The organism is Cryobacterium sp. SO1, assembly GCF_004210215.2.
In the GTDB taxonomy this organism is placed as follows: Bacteria; Actinomycetota; Actinomycetes; order Actinomycetales; family Microbacteriaceae; genus Cryobacterium.
Genome location: NZ_CP067394.1, coordinates 182,669 through 199,348, shown reverse-complemented (window position 1 = coordinate 199,348; position 16,680 = coordinate 182,669). Strand labels below are relative to the sequence as shown.

Annotated in this window: 16 protein-coding genes and 2 tRNA genes; 9 read left to right on the top strand and 9 right to left on the bottom strand. The window is 68.8% G+C overall.

Features of this window, described 5'->3' with window-relative positions; translation table 11 throughout:
- Window positions 1-228 precede the first annotated feature (228 nt).
- From BJQ95_RS00910 to BJQ95_RS00890, 5 genes are all read left to right on the top strand, one after another.
- Window positions 229-1,431 (top strand): MFS transporter, encoded by a 1,203-nt coding sequence (locus tag BJQ95_RS00910; RefSeq protein ID WP_130176966.1) that lies wholly within the window; start codon window positions 229-231, stop codon window positions 1,429-1,431.
- A 182-nt stretch (window positions 1,432-1,613) separates the two neighbouring features.
- Window positions 1,614-2,342 (top strand): flavodoxin family protein, encoded by a 729-nt coding sequence (locus BJQ95_RS00905; RefSeq protein WP_130176965.1) that lies wholly within the window; start codon window positions 1,614-1,616, stop codon window positions 2,340-2,342.
- 54 nt (window positions 2,343-2,396) lie between these two features.
- Complete coding sequence (locus tag BJQ95_RS00900; RefSeq protein ID WP_130176964.1) at window positions 2,397-3,986, top strand: carboxylesterase/lipase family protein; 1,590 nt, start codon at window positions 2,397-2,399, stop codon at window positions 3,984-3,986.
- A gap of 237 nt (window positions 3,987-4,223) precedes the next feature.
- On the top strand, window positions 4,224-4,721 hold the full coding sequence (locus BJQ95_RS00895) for an FBP domain-containing protein (RefSeq protein ID WP_130176963.1): 498 nt from the start codon (window positions 4,224-4,226) through the stop codon (window positions 4,719-4,721).
- Window positions 4,722-4,807: 86 nt separating this feature from the next.
- Window positions 4,808-6,577, top strand: coding sequence for a bifunctional diguanylate cyclase/phosphodiesterase (locus BJQ95_RS00890; RefSeq protein ID WP_130176962.1), 1,770 nt, complete (start codon window positions 4,808-4,810; stop codon window positions 6,575-6,577).
- Window positions 6,578-6,593: 16 nt separating this feature from the next.
- Here BJQ95_RS00890 and BJQ95_RS00885 read toward each other — a convergent pair whose 3' ends face one another.
- Complete coding sequence (locus BJQ95_RS00885; RefSeq protein ID WP_130176961.1) at window positions 6,594-7,100, bottom strand: metallophosphoesterase; 507 nt, start codon at window positions 7,098-7,100, stop codon at window positions 6,594-6,596.
- A 53-nt stretch (window positions 7,101-7,153) separates the two neighbouring features.
- On the opposite strand from BJQ95_RS00885, the gene BJQ95_RS00880 reads away from it, so the two are divergent.
- Window positions 7,154-8,143: a DUF389 domain-containing protein gene (locus tag BJQ95_RS00880; RefSeq protein WP_205750072.1), complete on the top strand. Its 990-nt coding sequence runs from the start codon at window positions 7,154-7,156 to the stop codon at window positions 8,141-8,143.
- Window positions 8,144-8,205: 62 nt separating this feature from the next.
- On the opposite strand, the gene BJQ95_RS00875 is transcribed toward BJQ95_RS00880, so the two are convergent.
- From BJQ95_RS00875 to serS, 5 genes are all read right to left on the bottom strand, one after another.
- Window positions 8,206-8,296: transfer RNA gene (locus BJQ95_RS00875), tRNA-Ser, on the bottom strand.
- A gap of 92 nt (window positions 8,297-8,388) precedes the next feature.
- Entirely contained in the window at window positions 8,389-9,660 is a 1,272-nt protein-coding gene (locus BJQ95_RS00870; RefSeq protein WP_240694656.1) for an LCP family protein, read from the bottom strand.
- 43 nt (window positions 9,661-9,703) lie between these two features.
- A tRNA-Ser gene (locus BJQ95_RS00865) sits at window positions 9,704-9,788 on the bottom strand.
- Between the two features lie 169 nt (window positions 9,789-9,957).
- Window positions 9,958-10,770 carry an HAD family hydrolase gene (locus BJQ95_RS00860; protein WP_130176960.1) on the bottom strand — a complete coding sequence of 271 codons (813 nt, stop codon included), beginning with the start codon at window positions 10,768-10,770 and terminating at the stop codon, window positions 9,958-9,960.
- Window positions 10,767-12,032, bottom strand: coding sequence for a serine--tRNA ligase (gene serS, locus BJQ95_RS00855; protein ID WP_130176959.1), 1,266 nt, complete (start codon window positions 12,030-12,032; stop codon window positions 10,767-10,769). The genes BJQ95_RS00860 and serS overlap by 4 nt, the downstream gene beginning before the upstream one ends.
- A 229-nt stretch (window positions 12,033-12,261) precedes the next feature.
- Between serS and BJQ95_RS00850 the strand changes: the two genes are divergently transcribed.
- A complete protein-coding gene (locus tag BJQ95_RS00850) occupies window positions 12,262-12,444 on the top strand; it encodes a hypothetical protein (protein WP_130176957.1) in 183 nt (60 codons plus the stop codon).
- Window positions 12,445-12,455: 11 nt separating this feature from the next.
- Here BJQ95_RS00850 and BJQ95_RS00845 read toward each other — a convergent pair whose 3' ends face one another.
- Window positions 12,456-12,956: a hypothetical protein gene (locus tag BJQ95_RS00845; protein WP_130176956.1), complete on the bottom strand. Its 501-nt coding sequence runs from the start codon at window positions 12,954-12,956 to the stop codon at window positions 12,456-12,458.
- Complete coding sequence (pheA, locus tag BJQ95_RS00840) at window positions 12,953-13,897, bottom strand: prephenate dehydratase (protein ID WP_130176955.1); 945 nt, start codon at window positions 13,895-13,897, stop codon at window positions 12,953-12,955. Before pheA ends, BJQ95_RS00845 begins: the two co-directional genes overlap by 4 nt.
- Before the next feature lie 36 nt (window positions 13,898-13,933).
- Between pheA and pgm the strand changes: the two genes are divergently transcribed.
- Window positions 13,934-15,550 carry a phosphoglucomutase (alpha-D-glucose-1,6-bisphosphate-dependent) gene (pgm, locus tag BJQ95_RS00835; RefSeq protein WP_130176954.1) on the top strand — a complete coding sequence of 539 codons (1,617 nt, stop codon included), beginning with the start codon at window positions 13,934-13,936 and terminating at the stop codon, window positions 15,548-15,550.
- Window positions 15,551-15,635: 85 nt separating this feature from the next.
- Here the strand turns inward: pgm and BJQ95_RS00830 are convergent, their stop codons facing one another.
- Complete coding sequence (locus BJQ95_RS00830) at window positions 15,636-16,328, bottom strand: amidase domain-containing protein (protein WP_165384880.1); 693 nt, start codon at window positions 16,326-16,328, stop codon at window positions 15,636-15,638.
- Between the two features lie 193 nt (window positions 16,329-16,521).
- Here BJQ95_RS00830 and BJQ95_RS00825 point away from each other — a divergent pair, with 193 nt between their 5' ends.
- The gene (locus tag BJQ95_RS00825) at window positions 16,522-16,680 is read left to right on the top strand and encodes a hypothetical protein (RefSeq protein WP_165384879.1); all 159 of its coding nucleotides are present in this window, start codon (window positions 16,522-16,524) and stop codon (window positions 16,678-16,680) included.

Here is a 16,680-nt window from a genome sequence, read left to right as displayed (position 1 = left end):
CCACGGGTCTGCGTATGGCGACAACTGAACACGGGGCACGCTCCTGCCCTCAGGGGCGCCGGCACTGTACTGTCGGCGCAGCGCCAACGACGACTCGCTCGTCTTCACCTCGCGCCACCACCACTTTCTCTACGCTGCACTCCTCTCCGCCGACATCACCCCCATACTGGAGAACGCCCACGAAGCCTTCGGCGTCGTGCGCTCCCACCCCGAACTGGAGCCGACCGCATGAGCTCACCGACGATCATCCGCTCACCGGTCAGCATCCGGCGCTCCCGGGTGGCGGTGAGCGCCAGTTACGTCGCTCAGGGTTTCGGCTATGCGGTGGTGGTCACCTCCCTGCCCAACCTCAAGACCCGGTACGGCATCGACGACACCGTGGTCTCGCTGATTGTGCTATTGGTCTGCCTCTCGGCCGCCGGCGGTTCGATGCTGGCCGACCGGCTGGCCCTGCGCTGGGGTAGCCGAGTGGCCCTGGTGGTGGGTTTGCTACTCGAAGCCGTCGCCCTGCCGCTGATCGCCTCGCCGGTGGGGCTGCCGGCGTTCATCGCCGCGTTCGCGATCTACGGCGCGGGCCTGGGCATCGTCGACGCTGCCGGCGCCATGCAGGGCGTGCTCGTGCAGCAGCGCGTGGGTGTCGCCGTGATGGCCGGGTTCTTCGCCTGGTACACCGGCGCTGCCATCGTCGGTGCCCTGCTGATGTCCGCCGTGGCCGGCACAGCGGCGAACGCGAGTATCGCCCTGGTGGCGGGCGCCGTTGTGGCCCTCGCGATCGCGATCGCGGGGGTGCGCGGCTTCGACCCCCGGCTCACCAAGCTGACCCCGGCCCCGGATGCCGCGCCGCACGGCAAGCTGCCCGGTCGCGGCATCGCCCTGTTCGGCATCGTGGTGTTGGCCGCGTTCGTCGTCGATTCCGCGGTGAGCACCTGGAGCACCGTGTATCTGCACGACGTGCTGCTCACCGGCGCCGCGATCGCGCCGCTGGGGTATGCCGCGTACCAGGCAGCCATCCTGGTCACCCGCATCGGCGCCGACCTGCTGGTACGCCGGTTCGGCCGGGTGGTCCTGGCCGTCTGCACCACGGCACTTGCGATCCTGGGCTGCCTGCTCGTCGCGATGGTTCCCGTCATCTGGGCCGCCGTGGCCGGTTTCGCCCTGGCCGGCTTCGGGGTGGGCGCCCTGGTGCCGCTGGCGTTCAGCGCGGCCGGCGACCTGCACGAGGCCCGCAGCGACGAGGTGATCGCCAGGGTGAATCTGTTCAACTACGCCGGGGCGGTGCTCGGCGCCGTGCTGGTGGGCCTGCTCGCCGATTCCACCGGCCTCGCCCAGGCGTTCCTGCTGCCGATGGCGCTGCTGGTGCCGGTGCTGTTCCTGGCGCGACGCTTCGGGCCGGGCCTGGCCCGCACCGCCTTGCCGACACCCGCGCCCTAGCTGCGAGGCCACTCGCGAGCGCATCCGCGCACCTCGTTCCTGGCGCTGAAACGTTTCGATCGCGGACTTCCCTCCTTCGTTTCAGAGGCCAAGGCCGGAAGTCCGCAATTGAACAAACCGAACGCCCGAGGGGCACCTGCGGCGGGCTAGACGCCGCCGGAGACCGGTGCTTGACTGCCCCCATGGCGCACACGACCACGAACACCCAGGCCTCGTTCGAGTATCAGGGCCTGCGCGCCCTGTTCATCAACTGCACCCTCAAACGCAGCCCGGAAATCAGCAACACGCAAGGCATCATCACCCTCAGCGCGCACGTCATGCGGGAGCAGGGTGTGCACGTCGAGGTCATCCGCGCCATCGACCTCGACATCGCCACCGGCGTCTACCCCGACATGACCGAGCACGGCTGGGCCACGGATGCCTGGCCGGCGCTGTTCGACAAGGTCGCGGCCGCCGACATCCTCGTGATCGGTGGACCGATCTGGCTCGGCGACAACAGCTCGGTCACGAAGCGCATCATCGAGCGGCTCTACGCGATGTCCGGCGAATACAACGACAAGGGCCAATACATCTACTACGGCAAGGTGGGCGGCGCCATCATCACCGGCAACGAAGACGGCGTGAAGCACTGCTCGTCCAACATCCTGTACAGCCTGCAACACATCGGCTACACGATTCCGCCGGCAGCGGATGCCGGCTGGATCGGCGAGATCGGCCCGGGCCCGAGCTATCTGGATGCCGGCTCGGGCGGCACCGACAACGAGTTCACCAACCGCAACACCACCTTCATGACCTGGAACCTGATGCACCTGGCTGCGATCCTCAAGGCCAATCGCGGCATCCCCGCCTACGGCAATCTGCGCCAGGAGTGGGATGCCGGCAAACGCTTCGGGTTCGAACCGAATCCGTAAGCATCGCTAGGAGACGACAGGCCCCGGGCGAGCAACGGGGCAGGAGGGATCCCGATGTTCCGCCCTCTACCGGCAACTGCCCCGGCCCCGCAAACAGCATCCGCACCCGAGCACTGGCCTCTCGAGGTGCGCGTCACCGGTGGCCTCGTGCGCGGCAGCAGACCCGTCGAGGGGGTGCAGACGTGGCGCGGAATCCCCTACGCGGCCCCGCCGGTCGGGCCGCTGCGGTTCCGCGCACCCCAACCGGTGACGCCATGGACGGGCGTCCGCGATGCCACCAGGTTCGGCCCCGTCGCACCGCAGGACCGGGGCAGCCAGTTCAAGGGCGTCAGCCGCAGCACCCGTATGGGCGAGGACTGCCTCAGCCTGAACGTGCAGAGGCCCGCCGACTGGTCCAACGAATTCAACCTCCCGGTGATGGTCTACGTCCACGGCGGCGGCTACACCTCTGGGTCCGGGCGGGACTTCACCGAGCGCAGCGAGACCATCGTGCTAAGCGGCCGTACGGTCTACGTCGCCCTCAACTACCGGCTGGGCGCCCTCGGCTACCTCGACTTCAGCCGATTCAGCACCCGCAGCCGCACCTTCGAGAGCAATCTCGGGTTGCGTGATCAGGTCGCCGCCCTGGAGTGGGTGCGGGACAACATCCGCTCGTTCGGCGGCGACCCGGCCAACGTCACCGTGATCGGCGAGTCCGCCGGCGGTAACGCCGTGGTGACCCTGCTCGCAACGCCCGCCGCCCGCGGCCTGTTCGCCCGGGGAATCGCCCAGAGCCCGCCGTCGAACGCGGCGTATTCCCCCGCCCTGGCCGGCCGCTGGGCGTCGGAGTTCATCGAGGTGCTGCGGCAGGGCCGCGCGCCCGAGTTGGCCGGCGGGCGGCGCCCCGCCGCCGAGCTGCTGGACACGGTCTCGTGGCCCGCCCTGGTGCGGGCCGCCCTGGTGCTGCAGCAGCGCACTCCGGATGTCGACCCCGGCACCTTCTGCATGGCCCCCGTCGTCGACGGCACCTTTCTGCCCGAGCGCCCCCTGGACGCTTTCCGGCGGGGCCACGCTCATCCAGTGCCGCTGATCATCGGAACCAACGACCGGGAGGGCTCGATGTTCCGCGGCCGGATCGACATCCTGCCGCGGTCGATCCCCCGCATTCAGTCGCTCTTCGATGACGCCCCGCCCGGCTCGCACAAGGGCATGCGGGCGGTGTACTCGGCCTTGCCTGCCCTGCGCGCCGAAGTGGACTTCAGCGGTGACTACGCGTTCTGGTTTCCCAGCGTGCAGGTGGCCGAGCTGCATTCCCGGTCGGCCCCGGTGTACCTCTACCGCTTCGACCTGGCTCCCCGACTGCTGCGCCTCCTCGGCTACGACGCCACCCACGGGCTCGAATTGCTGGCCCTCTCCACGTCGGGCGCCGACCGGCAGCTGCGTAGGCTCACGGCCCTGGGCGGTCGGGCGAGTTTTCTGCGTACCGGCGACCGGATGCGCGCGCACTGGCTGCGCTTTGCGGCCACCGGCCTCACCGGGCCGGACTGGCCGGCCTATACCGAGGGTGAACGCCTGACCCTGATCTTCGACGAGGAGGACCGGGTGGAATCCGATCCCCGCGGCGAGCGCCGGGTGGCCTGGCGCCAGTTCCTGCCGGACCTGTAGCCGGCGATCTCCTCCCCGTCAGCGCCCGCCCACGATATCGCCGGCGTTCGCGCCCACCCAGCGCACCAACGGCAAGAGAGGAGCGGCGAGTTCGCGGCCGGTGTGTCCGACCAGGCAGACATCTGGTCGCCGACCAGTCGGAAGGGACGGTTTCGGACGGCGCCGGCCGCTGGGGGCGAAGCCATTGAGCCCGCCGGATGCCTCGACTACGCTGTACGGACCATCGCAAGGGAGACCATGAAACCACTGTCTGCGACCGAGATCCGGGGTTCGATCGTGAACGCAACGACCGACGAGATCGCCCGGATGACGCTGCCCGGGTTGCATGAGGCCATCTGGGCCGAACGCGAATACCTGGGCTGGCGTGACCCGCAGTCCCCGCAGCGTGGCTACATCGTCTTCTGGCGGGGCGATGCTCCCCTTGGCATGGTGCTGCGGGCCGCGACCCGCGGGCCGAACCGTTCGATGTCGGCATTCTGCTCGCTGTGCCGCACCCAGCAGCCCGCTCATCAGGTGACCCTGTTCAGCGTGCCCAAGGCCGGCCAGGCCGGCCGGGACGGCAACACTGTCGGCACCTACATTTGCTCCGACCTGGCCTGCTCCACGCTCATCCGCATCCTGCCGCCGCCGTCGCAGATGCAACCCAACCCCGCCGAAATGGTCGCCACCCGCGGGGCCGGGCTTCTGGCCCGCCTCGAGGGCTTCACCGATGAGGTGCTCAAACCCGCCGAATGAATGATGTCCCGCATTCGGGGGTCTGAACGGTAGATTGGGTCAACCCGGTGAAGACGCCGAACGACTGTGGGACAGGGGGTGGGGGCATGGCACGCTCTGCCCGGCGCCCGGGAGTGGGCTACCGTCCCGGGCTTTTCAATGCCGCGGATTCCGCCGGGATGCTTCTCGGCGCGGCGCAGTTCGGCTTGGGCCTTCCGCTGGTCCTGTACGCCAGCTACGGGGCGTTCCGGAGCGGCGAGCAGCACGTCGTGCTTCTGGCCGTCGGCATCGCCCTCCTCGTCACCGGGGCGCTCACCGCCTACTTCCGCCGCCGGATGCGCGTGCCGCTGCGCCATCTCGCCCTGTGCTGGATGGGGGCAGTGGCCCTGCTCTGCCAGGCGACAACGGGCGACTACCCGATCACGTTCACCTTCGCCTGGACCCCGATCCTGGTGGCATTGGTCGCGTTCGCGGTGATTCCCGCGGCACACTCGCTGATCTACCCGATCCTCTTCATCCCACTGTCGCTCATCACGCTCGCCCTGCACCCCGGAACCCACCCCGCGGATGTCGCCATGTCGTCGCTCCTCATGCTCGCGACGGGCCTTGGCCTGTCCTGGTTCGCCCGTAGCGCCCTCATGGCGGAGACGGACGAGCTCACCGGCATTAACAATTTCGCCGGCTTCGAGCAGGTGCTCAGCGCCGCCATGCGCGACGCCGCGCCGGGCGAGCCGCTTTCCCTGGTGCGGCTGGACATCAACGAGTTCGCCCTGGTCAACCGGCGCGAGGGGCTGGCGGGCGGCGATGCCGCCATGGTGGCCTTCGTCACCGGCGTCACGGCCGCCCTGCCGGCCACGGCAACGATGGCCCGGATGGAGGGCGACGCCTTCGCTATCCTGCTGCCCTCGTTCACCTCGGCGCAGGCCAAAGACCTGCTGCTGCAGGTGCAGGGTCAGGTGGCCGGATTCTCGGCCGGCATCTCGTCGCGGGAGGGCGATGAGTCCCAGAGCGAGTTCTTCGGCCGGGCCGGCAAGGCTCTCTTCGAGGCCCAGCGTGTCGGCCGCGGCAAGATCGTCACCCACGGCGGTTACTACGCCTCTCCGGCGGCCGTGCGGGACGGCCTGCGGAACGGTGAGTTCTTCCTGCACTTCCAGCCCATCGTCAACCTGGCCACCGGCGCCGCGATCGGCGCCGAGGCCCTGGTGCGCTGGCAGCACCCCACCAGGGGGCTGGTGTCGCCCGCCGAGTTCATCCCGCTCTGCGAGGCCAGCGGCTCCATGGAGGTGCTCGGACACTGGGTCATCCGCCAGTCGATCGAGAATGCTGCGGACTGGCGCCGGTTGCGCCGGTGGGACCGCGAGCCGGTGAGCGTGTCGATCAACGCCTCGGCGCGCGAACTGGCCTCGACCGGTTACGGGGCGTACGTCCTCGCCGAATGTGCCGACACGGGTCTGCCGCCGGGTCTGGTGCGCATCGAAGTCACCGAGACCGACTTCGGCACCGATGCCGCGGCCGTGCGTGACAACATCCGGATTCTGCGCGGCGCCGGGGTGCTCATCTCCATGGATGACTTCGGCACCGGCCACTCAAGCCTGTCCCGGCTCACCGAGATCGACCTGGACGTGCTCAAGATCGACCAGTCCTTCGTGGCCGTGATCGAGTCCGGGCGGGACTCGCCGGTCGCCGACCTGACCATCAAGCTTGCCGCTACCCTCGGCCTGCAGGTGATCGCCGAAGGGGTGGAGACCGAAGAACAGGCGGAGTGGCTGCGGCAGCGCGGCTGCCCATTCGCGCAGGGCTACCTGTACTCGCGTCCGGTCGCCTCGGACGAGTTCGTGCAGAGGTTCCTCGCACAGCCCTCCGGCGTCCGGCCCTGACCGGTTCGGGCGGTCGTCAGTCCGGCGAGACCGGAACGAGCGTGACGTCGGTGAGCCGCCCGTTGTCGGCGACTGCGGTGAGGTAGGTGTGCGCCCTCTGGCGCCGCCGGTCGGTCGGTGAGCCAGGGTTGAGCAGCCGCAGGCCGCCAGGCGACACGCTGTCCCAGGGAATGTGGCTGTGCCCGAAGACCAGCACGTCGGTGTGGGGGAAGGCCGCCTCCATGCGCTTCTCCCTGCCGGTGGCGGCGCCGGTCTCGTGGATCACGGCGAATCGGATGCCCTCGATGGTTCGCCGGGCGATCTCCGGCAGCACAGCCCGCAGGTCGGCGCCGTCGTTGTTGCCGTAGACGCCCACGAGCGCCGCCGCGCGGCAGGCCAGCTCGTCATACAGGCTCAGGTCGACCCAGTCTCCGGCGTGCAGCACCAGATCGGCTTCGTCGACGGCCCGCCAGACCTGCTCGGGCAGGCGCCGGGCCCGCTGGGGAACATGCGTGTCGGAGATCAGCAACAGTCTGGTGGCCATGCCCCATTCTGCCCCGCCTACCGATGCCCGCGCCCAAGGGCTAGGTTCACAACGTGGCCGACCGATTCAACACCACCGAGAGCATGAGCGACGCCGTCTTCTTCGACGGGCCGTCCTCCAGCGCGCGATACTCCAGGTTCTGGCTGCTGCTGGTGCTCGCGTCGATCATCGCCTCGGCGGGCATCGTGGGTGACTCCACCGCCACGGTGATCGGCGCCATGATCGTGGCGCCGCTGATGACGCCCATCCTCGGCACGATGCTCGCGACGGTCCTGGGCGACCGGGCCAACCTGATCCGCTCGCTCCTGCTGGTGCTTGGCGGCGCCGCGGCGGCCGTGTTGATCGGCTTCGCGGTCGGGCTTCTGGTGCAGACCGCAGTCCTGTCCGCCACGAACGCCCAGGTCGCCGCCCGGGTGAGCCCCCGCCTGATCGACCTGCTGGCGGCGCTGGGCACCGGCGTTGTCGGCTCGGTGGCGCTGGTCCGGCGGGACATCTCCGACACGTTGCCCGGGGTCGCGATCGCTATCTCCCTGGTGCCGCCGCTGACCGTGGCCGGCCTGGTCCTCGAGTCCGGCTCTGTCGTCCAGTTCCTGGGCGCACTGCTGCTTTTTGTCACCAACGTGGTCGCGATCCTCGGCACCGGCATCGTGGTGATGTCGGTCTACGGGGTGAGCCGGCTCACCCGGCACCGGGCGCCCGGCGACAGCAGCGCGCCGAGCCTGCTGCGCCCGGTGGCGGTGCTGGCCGTGATGCTGCTGCTGATCGGCGTGCCGCTCACCCTCACCAGCGTCGACGTCACCGCGCAGAGCAACCTGGAAGGCACCGTGCAGGCGGTCGGCCAGGACTGGGCCACCAGTGTCGGCTGGACGGTCACCGGCGTCTCGACCAGGGCGTCCGAGGTCACCCTGCACGTGCAGGGCGCCCCGCCGGTGCCCGATACCGCCGGGCTTGAGTCCGCCCTCGCGGCGGCGGGCGTCGACCCGGACCGGGTCACCGTGGACCTATCGCCGGCGACCATCGTGAAACTCAGCAGGGTTCCCTGACCGGGCCGAGCACACTGAAAAGCCCGCCGGATCCTGGCGGATCTGGCGGGCTTTTCGATGAGCGGAGACGGAGGGATTTGAACCCTCGGTGCCCCGTGAAGGGCACTCCACCTTAGCAGGGTGGTGCACTAAGCCGGGCTATGCGACGTCTCCCGGATGTCTGCTTGCGCGAACACACATCCACCATACTAACCGCACCGCGGCAGCGGTTTGAACACCATCCCGATGAGTGCGGGCCGCCGGCGCTACTGATCCTCGACCGGGCGTCCGGCCGAACAGGTGTACTCGGCGGCGTTCTGGCCGTAGACGTTGGATGCCTGGGCGCCGGGGGCTTCCTCAACCGGGACTTCCTCAGCCGGGACTTCCTCGACGGGGGCTTCGGGATCGACGGGCGCCTCGGTGGCGCCGGTGGCCGGGTCCGGCTCCGAGAGGAACGGCGCGTCACCCGAATCCAACACCGGAGGCAGGTCGGCAGCGATTGTGGCCATCAGGTCTTCGGCCGCCACCTCGTCGGGTTCGAGGCCACCGTCTACGTTGTAGACCGGGTACTGCACGAAGACCACATTCTCCAACGGGATGTCCTTGAGCGCCATTGCTATCGACACCATGGTGTCCGGGCTCTGCAACGAGTTCGACAGCTCCATGTTGTTCACGGCAGCCTTGGCGATTGAATACAGCTTGAACGGGTCGCCAAGGGTCTCGGCGCTCTTCAGGGTGCGCACGAGCGAGGACAGGAAGACCTGCTGGTTGCTGATACGGCCGAGGTCGCTGCCATCACCGACGCCATACCGGGTGCGCAGGAACTGCAGTGCTTCGAGGCCCTTGAGCTCGTGCTCGCCCGCGGCGAGGTTCAGGTCGGTTTTTTCATCGACGATGTCTTCGGCGATGCAGACCGGAACACCGCCGACGGCCTCTGACATGGCCGCGACCCCGTTGAACTGGATGAGCGCGGCGTACTGGATGGGCAGGCCGGTGAGCTCTTGCACGGTGGCGGCGGTGCAGGAGAGGCCGCCGTAGTTGAGGGTGGTGTTGATCTTCTGGCCACTCATGGCGGAGTACGTCTCACCGTCGGGGCCGGTGCATTCCGGGATGGGCACGTAGGTGTCCCGGGGGAAGCTGACGACGGTGGCGCTGCTGTGGTCTTCGGCGATGTGCAGCAGCATTGTGACGTCGTTGAGGACCGCGGTCTCTTCCTCGGGATCACCGTAACCGGCGCCCTGACCGACTCGGCTGTCGCTGCCGACGAGCAGCAGGTTGGCGCCGCCGTCTATCGATCCGATCGACGGAACCGCGCCCGCCGTCTCACCGGGAAGCGCGATGCCTGGTTTGACGCTGCTGGCCACGTTGAGAGTGGCCAGGGCTGCGACGGACACGCCGCTGACCATGACCACTGCAAGGGCGGCAGCGAGGACCTTGGCGACGTTGGCGAATGCGTTGGACCGCTTGAGCCTGCCGTGTCGGGCGATCGTGCCGATCTGCTTCGATCGTTTCGAGCGGGGGCGCAATTGGTCGCTCACTTACGATCCTTTCGTCGTCATGCAGGTGCAGCGCCTCACGGCGCGGAGGGCGTGGGATTCGAACCCACGAGACATTTCTGCCCACCAGTTTTCAAGACTGGCTCCATCGGCCGCTCGGACAGCCCTCCCGTGTTCGGTGCAGGACCAACCCGTGACGGGCCGGATCCAATAACGAACTTCGCCCGATCTTAGCCGATCACGGAATATGTAGCTTGACACGCGAATCTGGCAAGCCCCTGCACGGCCGGACTCGGCCCGCCGGCTGGGTGCTACAGGCTGGGTCCTACAGGCTGGGTCCTACAGGCTGCTGAGGACCACGGCCAGGCCGTCGTCCTGCACGCTCACTGTGAGCTCGCTCGCGGCCTCGAGCACCTCGTCCGGCGCCTGTCCCATGGCCACACCCCGGCCCTCGGCCCCGGCCCAGAGCAGCATGTCGATGTCGTTGCGCCCGTCGCCGACCGCCATCACCCGGCTGCGAGGGATGCCGCACTCGGCGCGGACCCTCTCCATTGCGGTGGCTTTGTTCACGCCGTCGGGGGCGATGTCCAGCCATGCGGTCCAACCGATGGCGTAGCTGACCCGGTTCAGGCCCATCTGCTCCACCACGGCGAGGAAGTCCTCCATGTCGTGGTCGGGGGAGACGACGACGACGCGGGTGGCGTCGTGACGGAGCAGCTCGTCAAAGCCGACGTGCTCGCTGTCGATGCCGATGGTGGCGTCGGGGAACGGCTCGGTGTAGCGGTAGAAGCCGTGCTCGTCCTCCACCGCGTACCTGGCGTCCGTGAGGTGCGAACGGATGGAGAGCAGTACGTCGCTGGGGTCGAAGGTCTCGACCCATTCGCGCCGGTACCCGGTCGGGGCATCCGCATCACGGCGCAGCGTGATCGCCCCGTTGGAGCAGACGACAAACCGCGGAGTGATCTCCAAGCGGTCGAGCACCGGCAGGGTGGCTGCGGCGCTTCGTCCGGTCGCGAGCATGATCTCGTGGCCGGCCTCGTGAACCCGGCGCACCTGACGGATCACGGCCTCGCTGATGGTGCCGTCCTCGTGCAGAGTGGTGCCGTCGATGTCGAGGGCGACGAGCCAGGGCGCGTCCGTCTGGCGGATCATCGGATGGGCGTGAGCACGTCGAGCCCGCCAAGGTATGGTCGCAGCGCCTCGGGCACGATGACCGAACCGTCGGCCTGCTGGTGCGTCTCCAGAATGGCGACGATCCAGCGGGTGGTGGCGAGGGTGCCGTTGAGGGTGGCGACCGGAGCGGTCTTGCCGGTCTCGGTGCGGTAGCGGATGTCCAGGCGGCGGGCCTGGTAGGTGGTGCAGTTGCTCGTGCTGGTGAGCTCACGGTAGGCGTCCTGGGTGGGCACCCAGGCTTCGATGTCGTACTTGCGGGCGGCGCTGGAGCCCAGGTCGCCGGCGGCGACGTCGATCACCCGGTAGCTCAGGCCGAGGGCCTGCAGCATGCCCTCCTGCAGGGCCACCAGCCGGGTGTGCTCCGCCTCGGCGTTCTCGGGCAGCACGTAGGTGAACATCTCGAGCTTGTTGAACTGGTGCACCCGGATGATGCCGCGGGTGTCCTTACCGCCCGAACCGGCCTCGCGGCGGTAGCAGGTGGACCAGCCGGCGTAACGGAGCGGTCCGTCGGTCAGGTCGAGGATTTCGTCACTGTGGTAGCCGGCGAGGGCGACCTCGCTGGTGCCGGTGAGGTAGAGGTCATCTGCGGGCAGGTGATAGATCTCGTCGGCGTGCTCGCCGAGGAACCCGGTGCCGTCCATGATCTCCGGCCGCACCAGGGTGGGCGTGATCATCGGGATGAAGTCGGCCGCCAGGGCGTGGTCCAGCGCCATGTTCATCAGGGCGATCTCGAGCCTGGCGCCGATGCCGCGCAGGAAGTAGAACCGGGCGCCCGAAACCTTCGCGCCGCGACCCATGTCGATGGCGCCGAGCATTTCGCCCAGTTCGAGGTGGTCGCGAGCTTCGAAGTCGAAAGTGGGGATCTCGCCGTGGATGCGCAGGGTGGCGAAATTGTCTTCGCCGCCGGCGGGCACGCCGTCGATGATCGGGTTGGCGATGGTGCGCATCACACTGGTGAAGCGGGCCTCGGCCTCGGCGGCGGCGGCGGCGGCGGCCTTGACCTCGGCGGCCAGACTCTGCGCCTGAGTGACCAGTGCCTTCTTCTCGGCCGGCGGCGCCTGCGCCACGGTTTTGCCGAAGGCGTTCTGCGACGCGCGCAGCGCCTCGAACGCGGTGATGGAGGATCGCCGCTCGGTATCCGCGGCGAGCGCAGCGTCGACCGCCTCGACAGAGTCGCCCCGCGCCTCCTGCGATCGCTTGACGAGGTCGGGATTTTCGCGTAGCAGCACCGGATCAATCACTCGGTCAGTCTACAAGCGCCAGCCGTTCCCCCTTGCTGGCCTGTGCTGATGCCAGCCTCGAGTTCCGGACCCAGCGAGATCCTCGCGAGCGCCCGGGGCGCGGCGGTGGTGTACAACCCGGTGAAAACGGATGTCGACAGGTTGCGCCTGGCCGTGAACGCCGCCGCCGCCGCGGCCGGCTGGGACGCTCCGCTCTGGCTCGAGACCAGCGTGGCCGACCCCGACCAGAATGTCACCCGGCTGGCGCTCCGCCAGGGTGTGGCCATGGTGCTCGCCGCGGGCGGCGACGGCACCGTACGAGCTGGACGGCGACGAATTCGGTCCGGTGGCGAGCATGTTCCTCCGGGCGGATGCCGGGGCCCTGCTGGTGCGGGTGCCGGCCGGCCGCGCACAGCGAACGGATGGTTCCTGACCGGTTCGGTGTCAGAGGCCCTCGACAGCACGGCGCCGGCGTGCTCGCCAGGCCGCCGCGTGCCAGAACAGCAGTCCGCCGAGGATCACGACCCCGGCCGAGATCAGGGGCGGCGCGACCAGATAGCTGAACTGCTGGAGCACGAAGGAGACCGGTGGTTCCCCGTTGCCTGAAAAGGAGTTGTTCCGGTACATGCCGCTCACGGCCTGCCACTGCAGTGCCATGCCCCCGGCGGGGAGCACGAGGGCCAGCACCCAGAGCACGGCGATGAACGGGTTCCACCTCGAGCTCTCCAGCTCGTCCTGGAAGACGTCGCCGTCGAAGGCCAGGGTGTCGAAGTCGAGCGAGTCGTCGGTGCCCACGGTCGCGGCGACCGGGGACGTAGGCGGCGGGCTGATCAGTCCGGGCCGCTCGGGCACGTTGGGCGCGTCGCCGGGCCGGTAGCCACGCTGGAACCTGGCGTCGTGCCGCGGGTCGAAGACCGGCCGGTCGCCTCCCCCTGACCCGGTCATTCCGTCGGCTCCCCCGAGATGAGCCCGCGCAGCCAGTCCCTGGCTTCGATGAACACCCCGTCGTCGTACCGGTCGGTGAACACGTTGGCCGCCTTGTCGGCCCGCGGATACGAGCCGAGGAAGATCACCTTGGGGCTGAACCGGCGCAGGCCCAGCAGCGCGTCGGCGACCCGTTCGTCGAGGATGTGGCCGTCGGCGTCGATGACGAACCGGTACCGGCCGAGGGAGTCGCCGATCGGCCGGGACTGGATCAGGCTGAGGTTGACGCCGCGGGTGGCGAACTGCTCGAGCATCTCGAGCAGGGCGCCGGCCCGGTCCTCGGGCAGTTCTACGATGACGCTGGTCTTGTCGGCCCCGGTCGGCGCCGGGATGAGCGTGGTGCGGCCCACAAGCACGAACCGGGTCACGGCGTTGGGGTTGTCGCCGATGTTGCGGGCGAGCACGGTGAGGTCGTGGTGCTTCTCGATGCCGGGCGGGGCCACGGCGGCATCCGCCGGACCCGGTTCGAACAGCGCAGCCGCGGCGGCCACGTTGCTCGACGACGGGATGTGCCCGTGCTTGGGCAGGGTGCGCTCCAGCCAGCTGCGGCACTGGGCGTACGCCACCGGATGCGCGTTGACGATCTTGACGTCGTTAAGGGTGGTGCCGGGCCTGGCGACCAGCACGAAGTTGACCGGTACCAGGTACTCGCCGATGATCCGCAGGTTCGGCACGCTGGCGAGGGCGTCCTGGGTGGCGCTCACCCCGCCGTCGACGGAGTTCTCGATGGCGATCATCGCGGCGACGCTGCGGCCGCTCACCACGTCGGCGAGGGCCTCCCCCACGTTGTTGACCGCCCGCCAGGGCAGGCCCTGGGCTTCGGGCACCTGGGCGAGCGCGGCCTCGGTGAAGGTCCCGGCCGGCCCCAGGAAGCTGTAGTGCACATCGGGAGTCTGTGGCATGGCTCACAGCCTAGTTGGAGTGCAAGACTGGACACTATGACCGAACGCGCAGGCACCCTGGCCCAGAAATCAGATCTGATCGACGTTGAAGCCCTCATCCGGGCCTATTACGACCTCAAGCCGGATGTGTCCGTCACAGCCCAGCGGGTCGTCTTCGGCACCTCTGGCCACCGCGGCAGTTCGCTCAACACGGCTTTCAACGAGAACCACATTCTCGCCACCACCCAGGCCATCGTGGAGTACCGCGCCGGCCAGGGCATCACCGGCCCGCTGTTCATCGGCGCCGACACCCACGCGCTGAGCAAGCCGGCCACCACCACGGCCCTCGAGGTCCTCGTCGGCAACAACGTGCGGGTCCTGGTCGACGAGTTCGACGACTACGTGCCCACCCCGGCGCTCTCCCACGCAATCCTGGCCTACAACCGGGCCGGCCACGACGACCAGGCCGACGGCATCGTCGTCACCCCCAGCCACAACCCGCCCATGGACGGCGGCTTCAAGTACAACCCGCCGCACGGCGGACCGGCCGACAGCGACGCCACCTCCTGGATCGCCAACCGGGCCAACGAGATCATCGCCGACGAGATGCGCGCCGTGCGGATGGCGGAGCCGAGCGCCGTGGAGACCTACGACTTCCGCGGCGCCTACGTCGACGACCTCGAGAACATCATCGACATGAAGGCGATCAAGGCCAGCGGCATCCGCATCGGCGCCGACCCGCTGGGCGGCGCGAGCGTGGGCTACTGGGGCGCGATCCGGGACCGGTACGAGCTCAACCTCACCGTGGTCAACCCGCACGTCGACCCCACCTGGGCGTTCATGACCCTGGACTGGGACGGCAAGATCCGGATGGACCCGTCCAGCCCCTCTGCGATGGCGTCGGTGCTGGCGCACAAGGACGACTTCGACATCCTCACCGGCAACGACGCCGACGCCGACCGGCACGGCATCGTTACCCCGGACGCCGGCCTGATGAACCCGAACCACTTCCTGGCCGTGGCCATCGAGTACCTGTACAGCCACCGCGACGGCTGGCGGACGGACGCCGCGATCGGCAAGACCCTGGTGTCCTCCACCATGATCGACCGCGTCGCCGGGTTCCTCGGCCGCGAACTGTGGGAGGTGCCGGTGGGCTTCAAGTGGTTCGTGCCCGGCCTGATCGACGGGTCGGTCGCCTTCGGCGGCGAAGAGAGCGCCGGCGCCAGCTTCGTGCGCTTTGACGGCACGGTCTGGACCACCGACAAGGACGGCATCCTGCTGGCCCTGCTCGCGTCGGAGATCGTCGCCGTGACCGGCAAGTCGCCCAGCGTGCGCTACGCCGAACTGGCCGAGCACTTCGGCGCCCCGGCCTACGAGCGCATCGACGCCGTGGCCACGCCGGCGCAGAAGAGCGCCCTGGCCAAGCTCGACGGCGCGGCCATCACGGCCACCGAACTCGCCGGGGACAAGATCATCGGCGCGCTCAGCCACGCTCCCGGCAACGGCGCGGCCATCGGCGGCGTCAAGGTCCTCACCGAATACGCCTGGTTCGCCGCCAGGCCCAGCGGCACCGAAGACGTCTACAAGATCTACGCCGAGTCGTTCAAGGGCCCGGAGCACCTGGCGCAAGTGCAGATCGAGGCCAAGGCCATCGTCGACGCCGCGATCAGCTAGCCCCGGCACCAGACTCGCCCACTTCTGCTGGTGCGGAACCCGCCCCACCAGCAGAAGTGGGCGAGTCATTGGCGGTGGGAGGGGGCTAGGGGATGCTCCAGTAGTAGGCGGTCCCACCCGGGTGCTTCTCGGTGATCGCGAAGTCCACCGACAGATAGTCGGTGTCGTCGGTGTGCCCGGCGTAGGAGACGACGATGTTATCGCCGGTCCCCTCGATGCGGGTAACGATGGCGGTGTGGTCGCGGTCGCCGGAGTTGTCCCAGTCGAACTGCACAACGTCGCCGAGCTTCACCTGGTCACGCTGATCGTCGGTCAGTGCGGTCGCCCGGCCGGAGTCGGCCAGGTAGTTCATGAACGCCGTCGAGCTCACCCAGGGCGAGGAGAAGTCGAAGTCGGAGCCGGTTCCGCTGGTCCACCAGTCCTCGTCCATCGCCCAACCCCTGGCCACCAGGGACTGGCTGGTGAAGTTCACGCAGTCGTTGCCGGTGACCACGCCGTACTCGTCGGTGTTGTAGTCGCTCCAGTGCGCCAGCGCGTAGCTCAGCTGCGCCTGCACCGCGGGGTCCAGGTCCACGGGCTCGGCCGTTCTCGCCGGCGTCTCGCGCGGCTCGGCCTCCGAGTCTGTCGAGCTGGCGGCGGAGGCATCGGCCGCGGTGGTGCCGTCCTGGGCCGAGCCTGTTCGATCCGTGCCGGACGTTGCCAAGGCCACGGTTCCGATGACGAGTCCGCCCAGGACCAGGGCGATGACGCCGATCCGTGCTGGTCGAGCTAAAGCCACAACTACCTCTATTCGACGGGAAGGAGGTTTCAAGACAACCATAGGATTTGGTGAAGAGCCTGGGACTGCGCCATGAGCCGCCGATGAATTCGGATGCTGCCCCGGGTCACGATGCCGGTGTGGTCTTTGTCGCCGGAGTCGTCCCAGTCGAACTGCCCGAAACGCCCACCTTGACCTGCGAACGCTGTCGGCCGTGAGCGGTGTCGCCCGCTCGGGGTGGGCTGTGAGATACGCGGCGAAGGCCGTCGAGCTGACCCAGGCGGCGCCGACCTGGCCGGCGCTGAGCTGGCCGGCGCTGAACTGGCCGGCGATGAACTGGCCGGCGATGAGCGATTCGGCCGTCGGCGCATGA

What these genes read in the sequence shown, in the direction of transcription:
- BJQ95_RS00910 (WP_130176966.1), top strand. Translation starts at nt 229, where the DNA reads ATGAGCTCACCGACGATCATCCGCTCACCGGTCAGCATCCGGCGCTCC.
- BJQ95_RS00905 (WP_130176965.1), top strand. Translation starts at nt 1,614, where the DNA reads ATGGCGCACACGACCACGAACACCCAGGCCTCGTTCGAGTATCAGGGC.
- BJQ95_RS00900 (WP_130176964.1), top strand. Translation starts at nt 2,397, where the DNA reads ATGTTCCGCCCTCTACCGGCAACTGCCCCGGCCCCGCAAACAGCATCC.
- BJQ95_RS00895 (WP_130176963.1), top strand. Translation starts at nt 4,224, where the DNA reads ATGAAACCACTGTCTGCGACCGAGATCCGGGGTTCGATCGTGAACGCA.
- BJQ95_RS00890 (WP_130176962.1), top strand. Translation starts at nt 4,808, where the DNA reads ATGGCACGCTCTGCCCGGCGCCCGGGAGTGGGCTACCGTCCCGGGCTT.
- BJQ95_RS00885 (WP_130176961.1), bottom strand. Translation starts at nt 7,100, where the DNA reads ATGGCCACCAGACTGTTGCTGATCTCCGACACGCATGTTCCCCAGCGG.
- BJQ95_RS00860 (WP_130176960.1), bottom strand. Translation starts at nt 10,770, where the DNA reads ATGATCCGCCAGACGGACGCGCCCTGGCTCGTCGCCCTCGACATCGAC.
- BJQ95_RS00850 (WP_130176957.1), top strand. Translation starts at nt 12,262, where the DNA reads ATGTCACCCGGCTGGCGCTCCGCCAGGGTGTGGCCATGGTGCTCGCCG.
- BJQ95_RS00845 (WP_130176956.1), bottom strand. Translation starts at nt 12,956, where the DNA reads ATGACCGGGTCAGGGGGAGGCGACCGGCCGGTCTTCGACCCGCGGCAC.
- pheA (WP_130176955.1), bottom strand. Translation starts at nt 13,897, where the DNA reads ATGCCACAGACTCCCGATGTGCACTACAGCTTCCTGGGGCCGGCCGGG.
- pgm (WP_130176954.1), top strand. Translation starts at nt 13,934, where the DNA reads ATGACCGAACGCGCAGGCACCCTGGCCCAGAAATCAGATCTGATCGAC.